General features: G+C 60.6%; 22 protein-coding genes and 1 pseudogene. All 23 read left to right on the top strand.

The annotated features are described in order from the left end of the window. Positions 1 to 11 precede the first annotated feature (11 nt). Complete coding sequence (locus DM807_RS18110; protein ID WP_179027657.1) at positions 12 to 698, top strand: hypothetical protein; 687 nt, start codon at positions 12 to 14, stop codon at positions 696 to 698. Continuing rightward, the gene (locus DM807_RS18105) at positions 699 to 1,139 is read left to right on the top strand and encodes a DUF2513 domain-containing protein (RefSeq protein WP_179027656.1); all 441 of its coding nucleotides are present in this window, start codon (positions 699 to 701) and stop codon (positions 1,137 to 1,139) included. It abuts the gene before it with no gap. A gap of 97 nt (positions 1,140 to 1,236) precedes the next feature. Next, complete coding sequence (locus tag DM807_RS18100; protein ID WP_179027655.1) at positions 1,237 to 1,560, top strand: phage holin, lambda family; 324 nt, start codon at positions 1,237 to 1,239, stop codon at positions 1,558 to 1,560. Continuing rightward, on the top strand, positions 1,560 to 1,898 hold the full coding sequence (locus DM807_RS18095; protein WP_179027654.1) for an HNH endonuclease: 339 nt from the start codon (positions 1,560 to 1,562) through the stop codon (positions 1,896 to 1,898). The genes DM807_RS18100 and DM807_RS18095 overlap by 1 nt, the downstream gene beginning before the upstream one ends. A 156-nt stretch (positions 1,899 to 2,054) precedes the next feature. Beyond that, on the top strand, positions 2,055 to 2,555 hold the full coding sequence (locus DM807_RS18090) for a terminase small subunit (protein ID WP_069942532.1): 501 nt from the start codon (positions 2,055 to 2,057) through the stop codon (positions 2,553 to 2,555). A gap of 3 nt (positions 2,556 to 2,558) precedes the next feature. Further along, a complete protein-coding gene (locus tag DM807_RS18085; RefSeq protein WP_069942533.1) occupies positions 2,559 to 4,238 on the top strand; it encodes a terminase large subunit in 1,680 nt (559 codons plus the stop codon). A gap of 150 nt (positions 4,239 to 4,388) precedes the next feature. Then, a complete protein-coding gene (locus DM807_RS18080; RefSeq protein ID WP_069942534.1) occupies positions 4,389 to 5,687 on the top strand; it encodes a phage portal protein in 1,299 nt (432 codons plus the stop codon). 16 nt (positions 5,688 to 5,703) lie between these two features. Then, positions 5,704 to 6,561, top strand: coding sequence for a head maturation protease, ClpP-related (locus tag DM807_RS18075; RefSeq protein WP_069942535.1), 858 nt, complete (start codon positions 5,704 to 5,706; stop codon positions 6,559 to 6,561). Between the two features lie 2 nt (positions 6,562 to 6,563). Then, positions 6,564 to 7,745, top strand: coding sequence for a phage major capsid protein (locus DM807_RS18070; RefSeq protein WP_069942536.1), 1,182 nt, complete (start codon positions 6,564 to 6,566; stop codon positions 7,743 to 7,745). Between the two features lie 47 nt (positions 7,746 to 7,792). Continuing rightward, complete coding sequence (locus tag DM807_RS18065) at positions 7,793 to 8,320, top strand: hypothetical protein (RefSeq protein ID WP_179027653.1); 528 nt, start codon at positions 7,793 to 7,795, stop codon at positions 8,318 to 8,320. Positions 8,321 to 8,324: 4 nt separating this feature from the next. Continuing rightward, entirely contained in the window at positions 8,325 to 8,666 is a 342-nt protein-coding gene (locus tag DM807_RS18060) for a head-tail connector protein (protein WP_060494748.1), read from the top strand. Then, positions 8,663 to 8,989 carry a phage head closure protein gene (locus DM807_RS18055; RefSeq protein ID WP_179027652.1) on the top strand — a complete coding sequence of 109 codons (327 nt, stop codon included), beginning with the start codon at positions 8,663 to 8,665 and terminating at the stop codon, positions 8,987 to 8,989. The genes DM807_RS18060 and DM807_RS18055 overlap by 4 nt, the downstream gene beginning before the upstream one ends. Before the next feature lie 8 nt (positions 8,990 to 8,997). Beyond that, positions 8,998 to 9,168, top strand: a complete 171-nt coding sequence (locus tag DM807_RS18050) for a hypothetical protein (RefSeq protein ID WP_179027651.1) — start codon at positions 8,998 to 9,000, stop codon at positions 9,166 to 9,168. A gap of 3 nt (positions 9,169 to 9,171) precedes the next feature. Then, positions 9,172 to 9,672 carry an HK97 gp10 family phage protein gene (locus DM807_RS18045; RefSeq protein WP_069942539.1) on the top strand — a complete coding sequence of 167 codons (501 nt, stop codon included), beginning with the start codon at positions 9,172 to 9,174 and terminating at the stop codon, positions 9,670 to 9,672. Further along, a complete protein-coding gene (locus DM807_RS18040) occupies positions 9,665 to 10,051 on the top strand; it encodes a DUF3168 domain-containing protein (RefSeq protein ID WP_069942540.1) in 387 nt (128 codons plus the stop codon). Before DM807_RS18045 ends, DM807_RS18040 begins: the two co-directional genes overlap by 8 nt. A 56-nt stretch (positions 10,052 to 10,107) precedes the next feature. After that, on the top strand, positions 10,108 to 10,608 hold the full coding sequence (locus tag DM807_RS18035; RefSeq protein WP_069942541.1) for a hypothetical protein: 501 nt from the start codon (positions 10,108 to 10,110) through the stop codon (positions 10,606 to 10,608). 39 nt (positions 10,609 to 10,647) lie between these two features. Continuing rightward, positions 10,648 to 10,977: a hypothetical protein gene (locus tag DM807_RS18030; protein ID WP_069942542.1), complete on the top strand. Its 330-nt coding sequence runs from the start codon at positions 10,648 to 10,650 to the stop codon at positions 10,975 to 10,977. A gap of 337 nt (positions 10,978 to 11,314) precedes the next feature. After that, positions 11,315 to 11,755 carry a hypothetical protein gene (locus DM807_RS18025; RefSeq protein WP_141729044.1) on the top strand — a complete coding sequence of 147 codons (441 nt, stop codon included), beginning with the start codon at positions 11,315 to 11,317 and terminating at the stop codon, positions 11,753 to 11,755. A 77-nt stretch (positions 11,756 to 11,832) separates the two neighbouring features. Next, positions 11,833 to 15,033, top strand: a complete 3,201-nt coding sequence (locus DM807_RS18020) for a phage tail tape measure protein (RefSeq protein ID WP_179027863.1) — start codon at positions 11,833 to 11,835, stop codon at positions 15,031 to 15,033. 45 nt (positions 15,034 to 15,078) lie between these two features. Continuing rightward, entirely contained in the window at positions 15,079 to 15,663 is a 585-nt protein-coding gene (locus DM807_RS18015) for a hypothetical protein (RefSeq protein ID WP_179027650.1), read from the top strand. Further along, positions 15,663 to 16,268 (top strand): hypothetical protein, encoded by a 606-nt coding sequence (locus DM807_RS18010; protein ID WP_069942545.1) that lies wholly within the window; start codon positions 15,663 to 15,665, stop codon positions 16,266 to 16,268. The genes DM807_RS18015 and DM807_RS18010 overlap by 1 nt, the downstream gene beginning before the upstream one ends. Before the next feature lie 2 nt (positions 16,269 to 16,270). Next, positions 16,271 to 16,669, top strand: coding sequence for a DUF6950 family protein (locus tag DM807_RS18005; protein WP_060494409.1), 399 nt, complete (start codon positions 16,271 to 16,273; stop codon positions 16,667 to 16,669). Continuing rightward, positions 16,666 to 18,714, top strand: a pseudogene (locus DM807_RS28260) (phage tail tip protein J-related protein); the annotation flags it as partial. The gene DM807_RS18005 and the pseudogene DM807_RS28260, both read left to right, overlap by 4 nt. Between the last annotated feature and the right edge of the window lie 345 nt (positions 18,715 to 19,059).

The raw sequence follows: 19,059 nt of genomic DNA, 5'->3' as shown, positions 1-19,059 counted from the left end.
GGGGAAAGGACATGATCTACAACAGCGTATCGGGTGCAGTAGTTGCCGCTCTGGCGGCAGGAGAGAAGGGCGCTGCGAAAGGCCAGGCATGGCAGAAACTCTACAAGTCAGCAGAGGAAGAGGGGGGGTGCCTGGCATCGCTGGGCGGTCACTCGGGTAGCTTTGACCGGGCTCAGGTGGATTACTGGCTGGCTGCGCGTCTGCACCACTTGCTTATCCCGCGCCACTGGAACGCCCTGAATGCCAAGTACGCAACCAGTAAGGCCAAGCGGCTTCAGGGCATCACAACCATCGCGCCGATGATCGCTAGCCCTGCGCCGCAGTTATTCATATACAAGGCGGTGACCACCTGGGCCATCCCGAAGCCGAAGGGAGCCCGACGTAAGGGGCCTCGTTCGGTCGTCGTGGATATCCCGCTGGATGCGCCGGAGTGGCGTCGCGAGAACCTGGTTAACGCTGCAGTGGCGGCCGGTCAGGCCGAGCGGAAGAAGGCAGAAGCGCTAGCAGACGATCTCATCATCCTTCCCGATAGCTTCTACGACATGAACACCTGGGATCTGGATGGCACGCCGGAGCCTACGCGTTACCGCTGGCGTGCCGGTATCAAGGATAAGCTCGACGGGATGATCGACGATGCGCTTGCCGCTGTGCGGGAGATCCTGGAAGCGGAGGAGTTGCTAGTGAAACAGGCTGCGTAATTGTCTGTTGACATCAGTGAGAGAGTGAGAGAAATTAACGCTATCCTGTCATTCCTGCGCGTGTTGAGGACTGATCAAGAAAGCCCGGCCGATGAGTCGGGCTTTTTATTTGCCTTTTTGTTATGGTGGCTACTGGCCATTAAAAGCAACTGGGAGTTACACATGCATCGCGATTTAGAGCTGACAGCAGCGTTGCTTAACGGCATTTCCAATCTTGAGTTTAACGCACAGATATCGCTCTCCGAGATCATGCAGGGCTTGGAGTCCGACAACTTTAACCCTCAAGGTGGACGTGGCGTAGTGCTTGAGCACATTTCTCGTCTTGTATCAGCTGGTTTTGTTGAAGGCCGAGTTACTAATGACGGCTACCTACTGAAGGATGCCGTTGTGTGGCGTTTGACCTGGGAAGGGCAGGACCTGCTGGATAGCCTCACGAAGTAACACGTTAGGTTTCAAAGTTAGCGAAGCAAATACTTCTACAGCCTGCGGATACGCAGGCTTTTTTTTGCCAAGTATTCCTCTATGAGGAGTATGAGAGATGCCAAACATGCCCGAGAAGGATCCTGGCCTGTGGGCCGCTGTGCTCGCCTGGGTGCTGGCTCACCAGCCTCAGTTGTATACCGGCGGAATGGCCGCTGCGGTGGCTATGTGCCGCGTCATCTACGGTGGCGGCCACGGGCGCAAGATATTCCTTGAGGGAACGATCTGTGGATTGATCGCCATCAGCTTGCTGCCGGTGCTGGAGTACTTCGCGCTGCCACCCAACCTGTCCGTCTTCGCTGGTTGCCTGGTTGGCTTCATGGGCGTGGAGAAGCTTCGCGACTACTCCGACCGATTCATGAGTAAGAAGGTGGAAGGCTGATGGCCAGGCTCAAGACGCTCGGTTCTCGCATCAAGGAGAGCGCAGGTTCACGGGTCAAGGTAGTCGCCCCCGGCAGCTGGCGAAGCGGCATGACCAGCACCCAGCGTGGCTACGACTATCGATGGCAGAAGGCGAGAGAGCAGTATCTGCGTGACAACCCATTGTGCGTGTACTGCGAGCGGAACGGCCGCACAGCTGCGGCCGGGGTTGTCGACCACATCGTTGCTCACCGTGGAGACATGGTTCTCTTCTGGGATCAGACCAACTGGCAGAGCCTCTGCAAGCCTTGCCACGACTCGGTCAAGCAGGCCGAGGAGGCTGCCGGCCTGGGCGGCTGACCTCAGCGGATCGGCGAAACCCGGCGCGGCGACGTAGAAGCACGTCAGTGACGTGCCGTGAAAAGGGTAGGGGGGTCAAAAGCTAGGGATTCTCATCTAGCTAGACCGCCACCGACCCCACGTAGACATTTTTCTCCCCCCTAAAGGTTTTTGTTAATGGTGTTAACAGACAAACAGCGACAGTTTGTTGACGCTAAGGCCCGGGGCGCGTCCAACAAAGAAGCAGCGGAAGCCGCGGGCAGTAAGCCCTCGACGGCTGCTGCAGCTGGTTCGCGCTGGGCCAATGATCCGAAGATCGCATCCGCAATTCTGGCTCGTAGAGCAGAGCTCAGTGTTAACCCTGAGCCGAAAAGGCGGCGCAGCAAAGCGAAGGCCGATGAAGCCAATGAAGACCCCGTCGAGATCAATGAGGCCGACGGAGAGTTCCTAAGTTGCCTGCCTTCAACTGATGATCCATTGGTGTGGCTGCTCGCGCTGATGAACGAGCCCCGGGCGAAAGTCTTCGACCGGCGCAACGCTGCGCAGACCGCCGTGCCGTATATCCACGGGAAGAAGGCCGAGGCGGGCAAGAAAGAGCAGAAGGCGGAGGCCGCGAAAGAGGCTGGCAAGGGCAAGTATTCTCAAAGCAAGCCGCCCCTCACTGTAGTCAAGGGGTGACGCATGCTTTGGACCACGGCCTGCCCAGACTGGTGGCGGCGCCTGGCTGCCAGCGAATCAATCATCCCTGAACCGCTTTTCCCCCAGGAAGCAGAAGAGAGTCTTGAGGTTTTCAAGGGGCTGCGCATTGTCGATGCCCCAGGTAGCCCAACCATTGAAAGTGCATGCGCCCCATGGGTACTGGCTTTCGCAGGGGCTGTGTTCGGCAGCTACAACAGCGAGACAGGTGAACGTCTCATTCGGGAGTTCATGCTTTGCATCCCGAAGAAGAACAGCAAGTCGACCATCGCCGCCGCGATCATGCTGACGGCCCTGGTCCGAAATTGGCGCATGTCAGCCGAGTTCATCATCCTCGCCCCGACCAAAGAGATTGCCGACAACGCCTTCGTGCCGGCGAAGGACATGGTCAACAACGACGACGAGCTGAAGGACCTGCTGCATGTGCAGCCACATCTTCGGTTGATCACTCACCGTGAGACCGGCGCCACGCTGAAGGTGGTCGCCGCCGACAGTGACGTGGTGGGTGGCAAGAAGGCCGTTGGCGTGCTAATCGATGAGGCCTGGCTGTTCGGCAAGAACCCGAAAGCGGCTGACATGATTCGAGAGGCCACGGGTGGCCTGCTATCCAGGCCAGAAGGCTTCGTCATCTGGCTGACCACGCAATCGAACGAGCCGCCGGCTGGTGTGTTCCGGTCGAAGCTGAACTATGCGCGCGGCGTGCGCGATGGCCGCATCAACGACAATCGTTTCTTGCCGATCATCTACGAATTCTCGAAGGAGATGATCGACAGCGGGGCAGCCCGCAGGCCGGAGAACTTCCACCTGGTGAACCCCAACATGGGGTTCTCGGTCGACCGCCCGACGCTTGAGCGCCTGTTCATGCAGGCGGAGATCGATGGAGAAGCAGAGCTACGCGGCTTCCTGGCCAAGCACCTGAATATCGAGATCGGTCTTGCTTTGATGTCCGACGCTTGGGTCGGCGCTGAATTCTGGGAACCGCAAGGCGCTACTTGGCTCAGCCTGGACGAAATACTGAAGCGGTGTGAGGTGATCGATGTTGGCGGTGACGGGGGCGGCCTTGACGATTTACTTGGCCTTGCAGTCCTAGGGCGGGAGACGGGGTCGCGTAGGTGGTTCCACTGGGCTCATGCCTGGGCCCACCCTTCAGTGCTTGAACGGCGCAAGTCGGAAGCCCCCCGACTGAAAGACCTTGAGTCAGCTGGTGATCTGACCATCGTGAAAAGGATCGGCGACGACGTTGAGCAGTTCGCAGCCATAGTGGCCCGCATCAATGAGACTGGTCTGTTGGACAAGGTTGGGCTCGACCCCGCTGGCATTGGCTCTGTTCTCGATGCCTTGGCTGACGCGGGAGTCGAGGAAGACAAGATCGTCGGTATTTCACAGGGCTGGAAGCTGACTGGTGCAATCAAGACGACAGAGAGAAAGCTCGCGGAAGGAACCCTGCTGCATTGCGGTCAGCCGCTTATGGCCTGGTCATGCGGTAACGCCAAAGGCGTGCCGTCGGCCAACGCCTTCCTGATCAACAAGCAGGCCTCGGGCACCGCCAAGATTGACCCATTGATGGCCACATTCAACGCCGTTTCACTGCTCAGCCTCAATCCAGAAGGACGCGGGGGAATGGACAACTTCATGGCTGGTATTCGGGACCCACTGATCGCATGAACGCATTTCATATTTTCATCGCCTGCGCAGTGGTCGCTTTCTGCTTGGCATGCAGCGGGGTCTGGCTGTTGGCTGGTACCGGCTGGGCTTTGTTGGCGGGATCACTGAGCTTCTTCTGCATCGCCGGCTTCATCCGCAGAGGGCTTGTCAGTGATTAAAACCCTATCCCAGGCATTGGGCGCTGCTGCCACCAAGCCATCAGCCAGTATGAGTGAATGGCTGGGCAAGACTATCAAGCTGTCGGACGGAGGTTTCTGGAGTGCCTTTAACGGCGCCCAGTCCAGTAGTGGTAAGTCAGTCAGCGTCGACAAGGCCATGCGCTTGTCCACCGTGTGGGCATGTGTCCGTATCATCTCGACCTCCGTAGCCGGTTTGCCGTTGAGCATCTACCGGCGGATGCCCGATGGTAGCCGAGAGAGTGCCCGCGATTTCCCGCTGTACGACGTTGTGCACAACAGCCCCAACGAAGACATGGCTGCCTTCCATTTCTGGCAGGCAGTCGTCGCCTCGATGCTGCTGTGGGGCAACGCCTACTGCGAGATCCATCGCTCTGCTGGGCGCGTCATCGCTCTGGACTTCCTGATGCCGTCGAGAGTTGACCTTGAGTTCGACGACGATGGACGACTCAGGTATTTCTTCAGGCCCCGAAAGGGAGCCCGCCGAGAGATCCAGCGGCAGGACATGCTTCACATTCCAGCCTTCACCCTGGATGGGCGAGTTGGCCTTTCTGCGATTCGGTACGGTGCTGATGTGTTCGGTTCGGCGATGTCCGCTGACGATGCCGCCAACAGCACCTTCCGGAACGGCATGATGCCGACAGTCGCGTTTTCGGTCGACAAGACGCTCAATCCGGCTCAGCGCGTCGAGTTTCGCGAGTACGTGAAGACGATCTCCGGGGCGTTGAATGCTGGCAAGAGCCCTGTGCTTGAGCAAGGTGTGAAGCCTGAAATGATCGGCATCAACCCTGCTGATGCGCAGCTGCTGGAGTCGAGAGGGCACAGCATCGAGGAAATCTGCCGCTGGTTCGGCGTCCCACCTTGGATGGTGATGAAGACCGACAAGGGCAGCAACTGGGGCACCGGCCTGGAGCAGCAGCAGATCGCGTTTCTCACGTACTGCATCATGTCCTTCACGGCGCCGATCGAGCAGTGCGTGAACAAGTGGTGCATGACGGCGGTTGACCGGATCAAGTTCTACGCCGAGTACTCACTTGAAGCGTTCCTGCGTGCGGACAGCGCCGGTCGGGCGGCCTATCTCAGCACGATGGGGCAGAACGGCTACATGACCCGAAACGAGGGTCGGCGGAAAGAAAACCTTCCGAGCATGCCAGGTGGCGATGTACTGACCGTGCAATCCAACCTGGTGCCACTTGACCAGCTGGGCAAGCAAAACGATAGCCAGGCCGCAAGGGCCGCTCTGATGAACTGGCTCGAACAGCCGGAAAAGTAAATCACGGGAGTAATCCATGAAGCACAAGATCCAGTCTCGCGGCCTGCGCAGCGAGATGAGCCCGCGCGCGCTCGACAAATGGAATCCCGCGATCCAGGCGGCCGTTGAAAACACCTCGGACACCATCACGGTGTACGGGGTGATTGGTGAAGACTGGTACGGCGAGGGCGTCACGCTGAAACGAATCGATACCGCCCTGCGGGCCATCGGCGAGCGGGATGTAACCGTCTACATCAACTCGCCTGGGGGTGACATGTTCGAAGGCATCGCCATCTACAACCGTCTGAAAGAACATAGCCACAAGGTCACCACCAAGGTGCTTGGCATGGCTGCCAGCGCCGCATCGATCATCTACTTGGCCGGAAGCGACCGGCAGGTGGCCAGCAGCGCCTTCCTGATGATCCACAACTGCTGGACGTTCCTCGCGGGCAACCGTCATTACCTGCGCGATGTGGCTGATGACATGCAGGAGTTCGATGCCGCGATGGCCGACCTCTATGCCGAAACCAGCGGCCAAGCTGTCGACGACATGGCCGAACTGATGGATGACGAGACCTTCATCCGTGGCAAGCGAGCTGTGGAACTGGGCCTGGCTACCGGCGTCCTGTCGTCAACCGAGATCACCGAGCGCGAGACCGAAGAGTCGACGCAGAGCAATGCACTCAAGGCCATGGACGTCGCATTGGCGAAGGCTGGAATGCCTCGTTCTGAGCGCCGCGAACTGTTCGCCAATTTTAAGTCCGGCATGCCTCGCGCTGCCGGCGGGGGTACGCATAACGCTGCCCCGTCCGACAAGCCTAGCGCTGTCGCGCCAGACCTCTCCGCCTCTCTGAGCGCGGCAACCAATCTCCTCAATTCTCTGAAAGGAAAGTGACCATGGACTTTGAAGCCCAAGTCAAGGAACTCAACGCCAGCCTGAAGGGCATTGGCGATCAGATCAAAAGCCAGGCCGAGGCGACCGAGAAGCAAATCAAGGCTTCCGGTGAAATGAATACGGAAACTCGCGCCAAGGTCGATGAACTGCTGACCAAGCAGGGCGAGCTGCAGGCCCGCTTGGGCGAGGCCGAGCAAAAGCTTGTGAATGCAAGCCGGGATCGCAACCATCAGGAAGAGCCGCAGAAATCGGTAGGCGCTCTCGTAATCGAAAGCGAAGAAATGAAGGACATGAACTCGTCCTTCCGCGGCTCTCGTCGTGTCTCCGTGCCGCGCGCGGCGATCACCACCGCAACCGGCGGTGACCTGGTGCAGACTCAGCGCTTGCCGGGGATCATTGCCCCGCCTCAACGCCGACTGACCGTACGCGACCTGGTTGCACCGGGCACCACCGAATCGAACTCCATCGAGTACGTGCGTGAAACCGGCTTCACCAACAACGCCCGTACTGTGGCGGAGACCACGGCCAAGCCGTATTCCGACCTGACGTTCGGCCTGGCCACTGCGAACGTGCGGACCATCGCCCACTTGTTCAAAGCCAGCCGCCAGATGCTGGACGATGCCAAGGCACTCCAGAGCTATATCGACGGTCGTGCACGCTATGGCCTCAACATGGCGGAAGAAGCTCAGCTGCTTTATGGCAATGGCACCGGCGTGAACCTGCAAGGCCTTATGACCGTTGCTCAACTGTACGCCGCCCCGGCTGGGGTAGCCGTAGTGGGCGAGCAGCGCATTGACCGCCTGCGCCTGGCGCTGCTGCAGGCCGAACTGGCCGAATTCCCATCCGACGGCATCGTGCTCAACCCGATCGACTGGGCCGCTATTGAGCTGACCAAGGATGGGGAAGGCCGCTACATCATCGGCCAGCCACAGGAAGGCACCAACGCGAAGCTCTGGAATCGCCCTGTGGTTTCTACCCAGGCCATGACACAGAACGACTTCCTCGTCGGTGCGTTCAAGCTTGGCGCCCAGATCTTCGACCGCATGGAAATCGAAGTGCTGATCTCGACCGAGAACAGTGATGACTTCGAGAAGAATATGGCAACGATTCGTGCTGAAGAGCGCCTGGCCTTCGCCATCTACCGCGATGAAGCGTTCGTTACTGGTCCGCTGATCACTCCTTAATTCCTTGCGCTGGGGCGTCAGGAATGGCGCCCCACAGGAGTATTTCCATGGCACGTAAACAGGAAAAACCAGAGTCCACGGTTGAGCCGAAGGATACTGCCTCGACCACTGAGTCGAGCGGCAGCCAGCCTCAAGATGGAGCGTTATCCCTCTCGCCTGGTGAAGCCGCCTCGCCAAATCCTGGCGAGGCGGGCGCTCCCGCAACTGATTCAGTCTCGGGCGCAGAGCAGACACCGCCAGAAGCACCGGCAGAATCGGGGGGCGGATTGGGCGTCGCCGCAGGGGACCTGGGCGCCAGTGCCGGAGCTCCCGCTACGGAAGCAGGGGCATCGGTAGGTGATGGCCAGAGCGGGCCGACGGTGATCGAGGCTGGCGACGATACCGACCAGCCAGCTGCAGGGGATCTGGTTGCAGCTAACCCAAATCCAGTGACTCTTCAGATCTACCCGATGCGATCCTACATGGATGAGGGCGAGCTTCGCCGTCGGGGCGGTCCAGCCTATGTGGTGCCACGCAGGCACGCGGAGGAGCTTGTGAAGCGAAAGTTGGCATCGCTCGAACCGCTGAAGGAGTGAAGACATGCCGGTGATCAGTTTGACCACAGCCCGTCATCACCTGCGAGACCCTGACGATGATGACGAGTACCTGGAGCTCCTGATCGAGGCGGCTGAAGGGCAGGCGATGGACTATCTGAACCGCCGCGTCTATGTCGATCAGCAGGCGCTGGATGATGCTGTCGCCGCCGGTGATGCTGGCGAGTCTCCCATGCTCAGCAACAAGCAGATCCAGGCCGCATGCTTGCTGATCCTCGGCCACCTTTACGCCAACCGTGAGGACGTTGTGATCGGGACCATTGCCACCGAATTGCCGAAAGGTTCGGTCGCGCTCCTGACCCCGCACCGTGTCGGGTGGGGGGTATGAGAGCCGGGCCGCTACGTCATCGGTTCGAGGTGACCCACCGACATGAAGAGCGCAATAAGTCCGGGGGAGCCACAGTGACATGGCTTCCTGCAGCCCGCCCTGAAATGTGGGGCGAAGTCCGCACCCCTTCTGGGCGCGTAACGGCAGTTGCTGAAAAGCTGAGCGCTGTTGTCACGGCCGAAATCATCGGCAGGCCGCGATCAGACATCGTTGCCGGGTCGCGTCTGACGCGTCGCGGGGTCACTTACCAGGTCGAGGCAGTTTTGCCGGACAACGAGAACACCCTGATGAGGCTGCTCTGCTCATCAGTACCGAATCCATGAGGTGAACCATGAAAATTCGAGCATTGGGCCCGCTGACGGGGGCGTCTGGCGATCGTGAGAAAGGCGAAGAGTTCGAAGTCGCCAAGGAGTACGGCGAGGGGCTGATTGCTCGCGGCTACGCCGAGGTGGTGGAAGAGAAGGCCGCCAAGCCGGCGAAGGCCGACCAGGCCAAAGAGTAAGCCATGGCCCGCCGGTCAAGCATTCGCGGCGATATCCGGCTACGCCGTACGCTACGCAACATCCACCGGACGATGGACAACGAGCTGCAGCCGGCGATGCTGGAGGCGGCGAACCGCATACTGGAAACCCAGCGGCAGTTGATGCCCAAGGACACCGGTGCGGCCGCCGCAGCGCTGAGGGTGTACGTCTCGCCCAGTGGCCTGGACGCCCAGATCGGGATCCGCGGCAAGCGAGACAACCGGCGGTTCTTCTACCTGCGGTTCATCGAGTACGGGACCAAGGGTTACCTTGGAGGAAAGCGCGCTGGCAACCGCAATCGGAAGGCCTCTAACAAGAGCGACGGCACGCACTTCTTCGGCAAGTATCCCGCCATGCCGGCCAGGCCTGCCCACCCGTGGCTCCGGCCGTCGATGCAGGTCAACCGGGAGTACGTTATGGCAGACATCGAAGCTGCGGTGCGCCGCACGCTGCGAAAGGCAAGCCAGGGGGTAGGCAATGGCTGATCCATCACTGGCACTGCAGGAGGCGATCTTTGCCAGGCTTCAGGCCGAAGTCAGCTGCCCGATTTACGACGGCGCGCCGCTGAATGCCGACATGCCGTACGTCTCAATCGACCGGGAGGTCTCAGTCAACAGCAGCCCGATCTCAGGCCGCAAGCGCGAAACGCGCCTGCTTTACCTGTCGGTTTGGTCCGATGCTGTGGGCCAGGCCGAGGTCAAACGCATCAACGGCGAAGTCATTGCTGCTCTGGACGAGCGCCGCCTCCCGCTGGAGGTGGGCCGTGCGGTATCCATCCGGGTCGAGCAGGCCGACGCTCAGCGCGACGCCGACGGCATCACTTACCAAGGCTCGATCACCGTTCGCGTGATCACTACCCACTGAATCACCCACCGGGCCGCTCTGCGGCTTTTATCCAATGTGCCTTTGGAGGAACACCCATGGCCGACGACAACCTTAATACAGCCGCCGGCTGCCGCTTCTTCATTGGAGGCAAGACCGGCGCGGACACCCAGACTGAATACGAGGCCGACACCTACGTCGAAGTGGGCGAAATCGAAGACCTGGGTGAGTTCGGCGATACCTTCAGCACCTCGAACTTCACCTCGCTGAAGGATGGACGTGTGCGCAAGTACAAGGGCACCGCCGATGCCGGCGACATGACTATGACCGTGGGCCTGGACAACGGCGATGCTGGCCAGATCGCCATCAAGACCGCGCACAAGGACCGCAGCAAGGGCGACTACAACATCAAGATCACCCTCAACGATGGTGACCCGGATGCCTCGCCGGCGATCAAGCCGACCACCTTCTACTATCGCGGGAAGGTGATGAACAACACCGTCGCACCTGGTTCTGCCGACAACGTCGTGCGGCGCAACGTCACCATCGGCATCAACTCGGACATCCTCGAGCTGCTGCCGGCACCGGTCACCCCATGACACCCGGGGCTTCGGCCCCGGCAACACAGGACCTGATCCATGAACAATACGTTGCACGGTACCGTCACCGTGAAACTGGATGACGAAGAGTTCACACTCAAGCCCACCCTCAAGGCCGTTCGCGCAATCGAAAGCCGCTTTGGTGGCCTGCGCGGCGCATCTGGAGCCCTGCATGCAGTAGGCGTGGATGCGGTGGCTTTCATCATAGCCGCCGGCGCTGGCCTGGAAGGGAAGGCTGCCGAAGCGCTGCCCGAGAAGGTCTGGCAGGAAGGCGTGGCCGGGCTGACACCGTCAGTCACCAGGTACCTTGGCGCGCTCTACAATCCGCGTGGCGGTGACCAGGGAAACGACCAAGCCGGGATGGTGTAAGCGCCGTCGAGGACGGTAGCTACGTCGACCGGCTCTACTCAATCGCAACTGGATGGCTGGGCTGGGCCCCGAGCGTGGCCTGGTCAACGCCGCTGCCCGAGCTGTTCATGGCCATGGATGCCAGGATTGAGTGGGTGCAGATGACTAACCCATTCGGCACCGGGAAGAAGCAGGGGGCGAAGGAAAACCCAAGTGCATTGAGTGTCGCTGACAAACTCCGGCGGGCTTTGACAGGTCGTAAAAGTTGAAGCGATCCCCCGCGGCATACGATTTTCACAACCTTTTTGCAGATCGCTCGCAATGGTAGATTGCCCTCTTATTTCAGGGAGGGGTACGCATGCGGAAAGCTGTTTGCATAGGAGTATTGGCATTTATGATCGCCGGCTGTGAAACCACGCCGGTGCACCCAGATCATGCGAAACAAGTGCCGCTGTCAGACGTCCATGCATTCGGGCAGCAACGGGGCGCTGAAGACGCGAGGATCGTATTTACTCAAGATGCCGGTGCGATAAGTTGTTTTGGTGCCGGGATGTCAATCTACCTCGACGGGATGCTTGCTGCGGAAACCAGCCAGGGGCGAAGCGTTAAGCTTTACCATGCGCCGGGGCCTACGCAGTTGAGTATCAAGAATAACGCCATGTGTGCAGGTGGCGGACAAGCAGGCCTTCTGTTGGACCTGAAGCCTGGATATTCGTATCAGGTGCGTGGTTATCGCGATATGTGGGACAAGCCATCGCCGATGTTGACTGCTCCACCACCGTACAAGTATGCAAAGTAGTCGGATCCTGTCTGTTAAGCAGGATGAACGATGATCATAAACCCGCCTCGGCGGGTTTTTTGTTTTTGGGGATTCAAATGGCTGACCAACAAGTCCAGGGGATGCTAGTCCAGATCGAGGCAACCACCGCGCAGTTACGACGCGAGCTAGCCAATGCAGATCAGTTGGTATCTAAGACCAGTCAGGCGATTGATCGTAATCTGGCCTCAGTTGATTCTGCTTTTGATCGAGCTGGTGCAGCTGCTCAGGGCGCCGGAGCACTCATGCGCGGTGCGTTTGCCGCGGTAGCCGGCGCAGGGCTTATTGGAGGCATCATCAAGCAGGTTGATGCCTACGGTCAGATGTCCGACCGGATGAAGGCGGCAGCCGGAAGAGCCGGTGAGTACCAGATGGTGCAAGAGCACCTGATGCAAACGGCTCAGGAAACTTATCGCCCGTTGACCGAGGCCCAGGAGCTGTACATCCGCACTGCCGATGTAATGCGCAGCCTGGGATTTAACACCAAGCAAACACTGGACATCACGGACAGCTTCAGTTTCCTGCTGGTGACCAATGCCGCGGCGGCTGACAAGGCTGGTTCCGCACTGGATGCATACTCCAAGGCATTGCAGACAGGCAAAGTCGAGGTTGACGGCTGGCGGTCAATTCAGACAGCCATGCCCACAATTGTCGACGCGATAGCCACCGCGACGGGCAAGAGCGCGGACGAGGTTCGCAAGCTCGGCAACGAGGGCAAGCTGTCTCTGGAAGACATCAACACTGGTCTTCTGCGCACGGTTGAAGTGAACCGCAAAGCTGCAGCGGACATGTCCACCAGTGTTCAAGATGCCTTGAACAATATCGGCAATGCCACAGGAACATTCCTAGGGAAACTGGAAGAGCAGACCGGCGCTGTCGCGGGGTTATCCAAGTTCCTTGTGGTGCTGGCCGATAACGTTGACCTAGTGGCCGTGGCGATGGCTGGAGCTGGTGCTGCGGCCCTGACCACCTATGCCGCGAAAGCATACACAGCGGTTGGAGCGTTGCTTGCCCAGCGTAGTGCAACACTCCATGCCGCCAATGCTGCAATCGTGGCAGCGGATGCTCAGAGGGTTTTCGCGCAGGCTCAACTACAAGAGGCTCAGGCGTCCGTGGCTGCGGCGACGGGACTGCAGCGGCTGGCACTGGTTCAAAACCAACTCATTCCGAAGCAGGCCGCACTCACCGCCTCAACTGAGGCGCTGACTATCGCCCAGGCGAACCTGGCGCGGGCGACTACCACAGGTGGACTTCTGGCCGCGCTCGGCGGGCCCATGGGTTTGGCGTTGCTCGCCGGCACTGCGGCGGCCAGTCTTCTGTTGCTGAGGGACAACGCCGATCACGCTAGCGTTAGCTTGGACGAACTGCATAAGCCTGTTTCACAGCTGCGCGAAGAGTTTGCCAAGCTGAACAAGGATCAGCGTGAGGCATCGCTGATCAAGTGGCAGCAGGAACAAATCAGCGCAACGGACAAGGTCAGAGATGCATACGGCGACCTTGCCCAATCGATTCGTAGCGCCACTGTGACGGCACCCGCCCGTGACTCGGGTGGACAATATGGCCAGCAACTGCGCGAATTCCAGTCGGTTATTGATCGGCTAAACGAGGCTCGTGCTTCAGGTTCGGATTTGGCGCCCATCCTCAAGGAGGTAGGGGAACGCCTTCATGTTCCGTCCGGAACCGTCCAAGGGTGGATTACCCAGGCTGGAGTGGTCAGTGATGCGGATCAGCGCTCGGGGTTGATCGCCGAGACACTGCGCGTCCTTACCGGAGTGACGGAACAGAATACAGCGTCGACGCAGGCAAACAATGCTGCGAAGGCCGGCATGAGCAGCGCCGGTCAGACCTATCTCGAAACTTTGCAGAAGCAGCTGGCCGGGCTGCAGGACAACGGCGATGCGATCAAGATTGCCAATCGGCACATCGCTGAAAATGCCGACCTCACAGATACCGATCGGAAGGCCATCCTTTCGGCCGCTAGCGCAATCGAGGCGCAGAAGAAGGCCAACCAGGGCGCGAAGCAGGAAACCAAAGATGCCACTACGGCACAGACGAAGCTGACGCAGCAGCTTAAGGAAGCGGCAACTGCTTATGAGCAGTTGAAAAAGGCTTACGACCCTGTGGGTGCTGCGTCCGATGAATTCCAGAAGCAGGCCAAGAGTCTTGACCTGCTGCTCGCCCAGAAGAAGATCACCACCGGAGAGTACGGCAAGGCCATTGGCGCGCTAGCCGAGCAGTTCAACTCCGCGGTGCAGGCTTCGACGGGCTTGTCGCGTGCGATGAAGTACCAGGCCGACCTTGAGCGTCAGTTGACGATCGCTCAGCAGCAAGGCGATGCGGCCGCTGCTGCGGTGGGTATGGGTGACAAAGCCTCTAGTCGCGCTCAAGCAAGGCTGGCGCTGGAGCAGGACAATAACAGCAAAATTCTGGCCTTGCGCGAGGAACTGGCGACTGCTTCGTCCAGCAAGCAACGGCAGGAGCTCGAGCAACAGATTGCATTGAGGCAGGAGTACGGCGCCAAGCTGGTAAAGGTGCAGGAGGACAGCTTTGCCAAGATTGACGCGGCGCAGTCCGACTGGACGAACGGCGCCTCGGCGGCCATGCAGAACTACCTCGACAGCGCTGCCGACGTAGCAGGGCAGACCCAAGATCTGTTTGGTAGCGCGTTTAGCTACCTCGAAGATGGCGTCACCCAATTTGTGAAAACTGGAAAATTCGAGTTCAAGGGTTTCGCCGACTCGATCATTGAAGACCTGATTCGCATCCAGGTGCGCCAGGCCGCCGCCGGCTTCCTCGGCTCGGCGTTCGGTTTCCTTGGTGGCGGCAGCTCGGCAATGGGGCAGGGCACCATGACCGGATTCAGCGAAGGCTCGTTCGTCGCGAATGCAAAGGGCGGCGTTTACGACTCGCCTAGCCTGTCTGCCTTCTCCGGCGGTGTGTACGACAGCCCGCAAATGTTCGCTTTCGCCAAGGGGGCGGGGGTTTTCGCCGAGGCCGGCCCTGAAGCAATTCTGCCGCTTCATCGGGGGCCGGATGGTTCGCTTGGGGTCATGGCCGCCGGGGCTGGAGGTGGTGGCGGGGAGTCGTCGATCACCTTCGGCGGAGTCACCCAACATATCCAGGTTGGCGGGCAAGCCAATGCCGCCACCATCGCCGATGTTCGGCGAGCTGCTGAGCAGGGCGCGCGGGATGGCTACGAGCTGATGCTGCGAGACTTCAAGACCAACGGTGCCGGGCGGCAGATGCTGCAACGGCGGTAACTATATCCGGCCCGCTTCGGCGGGCTTTCTTTTGGGAGTGACCCAATGGCGGAGCCATGGCCCGAGGACCTGGAGCCCACAGAGGTCACCTGGGGCGTCGTTTACAACAACCGAGGGTTCACCTCCTCGCTGTCGAATGCCCAGCAGGTAGTGGCTCAGCCGGGCGCCTACTGGAAGTGCTCAATGACCTTCGGTGTCCTGTACGACGAAGACGAGCGGGAACTGACATCGCTGCTGGGCCGCCTGCAGGGCATGTTCGGCACGGTGAACATTCCGTATCTCACCCGGACGCGCACGGACAACATCGGTGCACCGACGGTTGCCGTGGCCAATGCCCAGGCCAGCCTCATGCAACTGCAGGGCTTGCTGGCCAGCCGTCCGGTGTTCAGTCGGGGAGATCTCATCACGATCAAGGGCGAAATGTTCGAAGTCGTCGAGCGGGCCACATCCGACGCCACTGGCAAAGCCCTGGTCTCGGTGAACAAGCGTATCCGCAAGGTGATCCCGGCCGGCACTGTAGTCGAGTACAGAAACCCCTATTGCGAGATGCGCCGCATGGACGACACCAATGAATGGACCACCCAGCCAGTGGTCTCGAATTCGACCCTGCAATTCCGCGAGGCATTCTGATGGCCAATGGCGTATTCCCCTTCAGTCAAACCGTCGTCGACATCATTGCCAAAGGCAATTTCATGGCGGTCTATGCCTGCCAGTTGGACTTCCCCGATGGCATGGTCTTCGCGCACACCGGCACCGGTGACCTGGTGATCGACGGCATCACCTACCAGGGAGTTGGCAGTTTCGGGGCGGTTGGCCAGTCGCAGGAGAGCAGCAACTCAGGCTCGCCCATGTCCGTGGATCTGACCCTCAACGGCCTGGACGCCCAGATCATCACTGAGACTTCGCTCAAGGGGTGCCGGGGTCGCAACGGTAAGCTGATGTTCGTGGTGTTCGATCGGGACGGTACCTATGCCGCCGACATCCTGTTCAGCGGGCGCATGGATGCCGCCAAGTTCTCCTACGCGGGCAACGGCGAGGAGGGCAACAGCATCACTGTCCCGCTCATCGATCGTATGGCCGAGTGGAACAGGACCGGTACCGAGCGCTGGACCGATGAGAACCACCGGGCGCGCCGACAGGACGACCGCTTCTTCTTCGCCATCGCGCAGATCGCCGACTGGCCTATCTACTGGGGCGCCTCCAAGGATGCTCCGAAGTTCACCTACGAGACATAGCCATGCGAAAGCGCGATTGGACGACACAGCTTGCCAACACGATCAAGGCCGCCACCGAGCGGCCTTTTTCATGGGGCGAATTTGACTGCTGCCTGTTCGCCGCCGACTGCGCCCTGGCGGTGTGCGATGTCGATCCTGCCGAGGCCTACCGAGGCGGCTACACGTCCGAGGCTGGCGCCAAACGCCTGCTGAAGAAGCTGCACGGCTCGTTGGAGGGGGCTTGGGATGCCTGCTTTGCCCGGATTCAGCCGGGCCTGATTCAGCGGGGCGACATTGCCCTATACGACGGCCCCAATGGGCGTGGCGTGGCGGTGTTCTGGGCGGATGAGTTCTGGTCGGTGTCCCCGGACGGTGTCGGAAGGATCGAGTGTGAGCCGTTGACGGTGTGGAGAGTTGAATGAGTTCAGCAGTCAAAAAGGTTGCCCAGGTCGCCATCGGCGCAGCCATCGGCTTTATCCAGGGCGGCCCATGGGGGGCGGTCGCTGGCGCGGCGATGGCGTTCTATGTCGCCTCCCAGCAGGACAAGCTCGACACCGGTTCGCTGCGTTCGGGTGAACCCTCCAGCCAGACCCTGCGCTCGTCCAAGGCCGCTGCCCGGTACGTGCTGGGCCGTGTCAGCACCGGCGGTGTTCTGGCCTGGGGGCAGGAGCAGGCGGGCGACCAAACCGACGGCGAATGGCTGCACATGGTCTATGTGCTGTCGGAGGGGGAAATCGATGCTCTGGAGCAGATCTTCCTGGGCGAGGAAGTCGTCCAGGCCTATGGCGAGCACGCCAGCTACGAGCTGGTCACCAATCCGATTCAGGTGAATGCCTTCCTCAAGGCCAATAGCCCGGATTGGCGCGACACCCAGATCGGCCGTGGGCTGTCCTTCGTGCGGCTCTCGTTCAGGTACAGTGCCGAGAAGTACCCCTCCGGTATCCCGGATGTGCGCTTCGTGCTGCGCGGGCGCCGTGACATCTACGACCCACGGACCCGCGCTACCGGTTACAGCGAAAACACTGCGTTGCATATCCTCTGGTTCCTGCGCAATCGTTGCGGTGTGCCAGATGATGAAATCGTATTTTCCAGCTTCGCCAACAGCGCGAGCGTGTGCGACGAGATGCTGGCCAACGCCGACGGCAGCACCTCGGCGCGGTACCGTTCGGGCTGCGTCATCGGCGCCGACGAGTCGCGCACCCAGGTGATGCAGAAGCTCGAGGCGGCGTGTGGCGGCAAGCTGATCCGCGTTGGCGGCCGTTGGATGCTGCAGGTGGGCGCCTACTACGGCCCATACGACTTCGAGATCACTGAAGACATGGTGGTCGGTACCGTCACCGGTAGCACCGAGCCGACCAACGACTCAGCGATCAACACCGTGCGCGGTACCTTTGTGGACCCTTCGCAGGCCTGGGCCGAGACGGACTATCCCGAGGTCTCGGTCAGCCAGTGGGTGGTGGCCGACGGCGGCGAGGCGGCAGAGACCCTGTCCTTCTCCTACGTCAGCAACCCCTACCAGGCCCAGCGCCTGGCCAACATCGAACTGCGCCGGCGCCGTGCAGGCGGCACTTTGTCGATCCCCATGAACTTCATGGGCTACAACTGCCGACCAGGCCGCTCGGTGAAGGTCAACCTACCGTCGCTGAACATCATCGGCGAATTCGTCGTCACCGACTGGTCGATGAGCCCCGATAGCGGCTGCAATGTGTCGGTAGCGCAGAACGAGCCGGCGATCTTCGATGACGCCGTGGGCCAGCCGTATAACCCGATTGGCTTTATCAGCATGCCCACTGGCGGCCTGGGCAGCCCTACCGGGCTCACCTGGTCGACCGAAGACAATGCCGAGGTAGTCCAGGGAACACTGTCGTGGGTCGCTCCCTACGGCGTTGTTACCGGGTACGCCATCACGGTGCGTCAGGGCACGGCCGCCGTGCAGGCGCAGCAGGTACCGGCCACTACGCTCAAACTACCGCTGTCTGGTCTGCCGTCCGGCAACTACACCATGAGCGTGGCTGCGCTTGGGCCGCTGACCCGCTCGGGAGAAGCCAGCATCACGGTGAACATTGATGGCCCACCTGTGCCCGAGGCGTGCGTGGTTCAGGCCACCATCGACACCATCACACTGTACCCGAGCAACCCGCTGCACGGCCTGAACGGCGGTACCTACGAGTACTTCTACTCGACTGACCCGCAGGCCACCCAAGGCGAATACCTGGGGCAGGGCCTGACGCTGAACCACACCGGCCTGGCGTTTGCGACCAACTACGCCTACTTCATCCGCTCCAAGAATGCCTACGGCGTCAGCGCCTTCCTGAAGGTGGTGGCCTCCACGTCAACCGACGTGAAGACCATGCTTGATGCTCTCAAGGACAAGATCGAGGGCGGCCAGTTGGCCCCCGTGCTGCGCCAGGAAATTTCGCTGATCTCCGGTCCGCCTACCCAGAGCGGCTCGGTCGCCCAGCGGATTGCTGCTGAAGCGACAGCGCGCGGTCAGCAGATTGCTGCCGAGACCACGGCCCGAGGCCAGGCCATCGCCGCTGAAACGACGGCCCGGAACCAGGCCATTGCCACAGAGGTGGTTGACCGCAACAAGGCGATCGCCGTCGAAACCCAGGCGCGCACCAAGGCGATCAGCGATGAATCTGCTGCCCGCGCTCAGGGCCTGCTTTCGGAGGCCCAGGCTCGCGGTGCGGCGATCACCAGCGAAGCCCAGGCCCGCCAGTCGGCGGACGAGTCGCTGGGCCAGAAGATCGACACCGTCACGGCTTCGACCGGCAACAACGCGGCTGCGATCCAGGCCGAGGCCACTACC

This window comes from Pseudomonas hunanensis, from assembly GCF_013393325.1.
Lineage (GTDB): Bacteria > Pseudomonadota > Gammaproteobacteria > Pseudomonadales > Pseudomonadaceae > Aquipseudomonas > Aquipseudomonas putida_P.
The sequence above is the reverse complement of the archived record's forward strand: the minus strand, read 5'-3'. Positions and strand labels throughout refer to the sequence as shown.

Bases quoted from the DNA above. Each gene is read 5' to 3' on its own strand.
- DM807_RS18075 (WP_069942535.1), top strand. From the start codon at position 5,704: ATGAAGCACAAGATCCAGTCTCGCGGCCTGCGCAGCGAGATGAGCCCG.
- DM807_RS18025 (WP_141729044.1), top strand. From the start codon at position 11,315: ATGCGGAAAGCTGTTTGCATAGGAGTATTGGCATTTATGATCGCCGGC.
- DM807_RS18100 (WP_179027655.1), top strand. From the start codon at position 1,237: ATGCCAAACATGCCCGAGAAGGATCCTGGCCTGTGGGCCGCTGTGCTC.
- DM807_RS18110 (WP_179027657.1), top strand. From the start codon at position 12: ATGATCTACAACAGCGTATCGGGTGCAGTAGTTGCCGCTCTGGCGGCA.
- DM807_RS18035 (WP_069942541.1), top strand. From the start codon at position 10,108: ATGGCCGACGACAACCTTAATACAGCCGCCGGCTGCCGCTTCTTCATT.
- DM807_RS18015 (WP_179027650.1), top strand. From the start codon at position 15,079: ATGGCGGAGCCATGGCCCGAGGACCTGGAGCCCACAGAGGTCACCTGG.
- DM807_RS18055 (WP_179027652.1), top strand. From the start codon at position 8,663: ATGAGAGCCGGGCCGCTACGTCATCGGTTCGAGGTGACCCACCGACAT.
- DM807_RS18065 (WP_179027653.1), top strand. From the start codon at position 7,793: ATGGCACGTAAACAGGAAAAACCAGAGTCCACGGTTGAGCCGAAGGAT.
- DM807_RS18085 (WP_069942533.1), top strand. From the start codon at position 2,559: ATGCTTTGGACCACGGCCTGCCCAGACTGGTGGCGGCGCCTGGCTGCC.
- DM807_RS18090 (WP_069942532.1), top strand. From the start codon at position 2,055: ATGGTGTTAACAGACAAACAGCGACAGTTTGTTGACGCTAAGGCCCGG.
- DM807_RS18020 (WP_179027863.1), top strand. From the start codon at position 11,833: ATGGCTGACCAACAAGTCCAGGGGATGCTAGTCCAGATCGAGGCAACC.
- DM807_RS18030 (WP_069942542.1), top strand. From the start codon at position 10,648: ATGAACAATACGTTGCACGGTACCGTCACCGTGAAACTGGATGACGAA.
- DM807_RS18005 (WP_060494409.1), top strand. From the start codon at position 16,271: ATGCGAAAGCGCGATTGGACGACACAGCTTGCCAACACGATCAAGGCC.
- DM807_RS18050 (WP_179027651.1), top strand. From the start codon at position 8,998: ATGAAAATTCGAGCATTGGGCCCGCTGACGGGGGCGTCTGGCGATCGT.
- DM807_RS18045 (WP_069942539.1), top strand. From the start codon at position 9,172: ATGGCCCGCCGGTCAAGCATTCGCGGCGATATCCGGCTACGCCGTACG.
- DM807_RS18040 (WP_069942540.1), top strand. From the start codon at position 9,665: ATGGCTGATCCATCACTGGCACTGCAGGAGGCGATCTTTGCCAGGCTT.
- DM807_RS18095 (WP_179027654.1), top strand. From the start codon at position 1,560: ATGGCCAGGCTCAAGACGCTCGGTTCTCGCATCAAGGAGAGCGCAGGT.
- DM807_RS18070 (WP_069942536.1), top strand. From the start codon at position 6,564: ATGGACTTTGAAGCCCAAGTCAAGGAACTCAACGCCAGCCTGAAGGGC.
- DM807_RS18060 (WP_060494748.1), top strand. From the start codon at position 8,325: ATGCCGGTGATCAGTTTGACCACAGCCCGTCATCACCTGCGAGACCCT.
- DM807_RS18010 (WP_069942545.1), top strand. From the start codon at position 15,663: ATGGCCAATGGCGTATTCCCCTTCAGTCAAACCGTCGTCGACATCATT.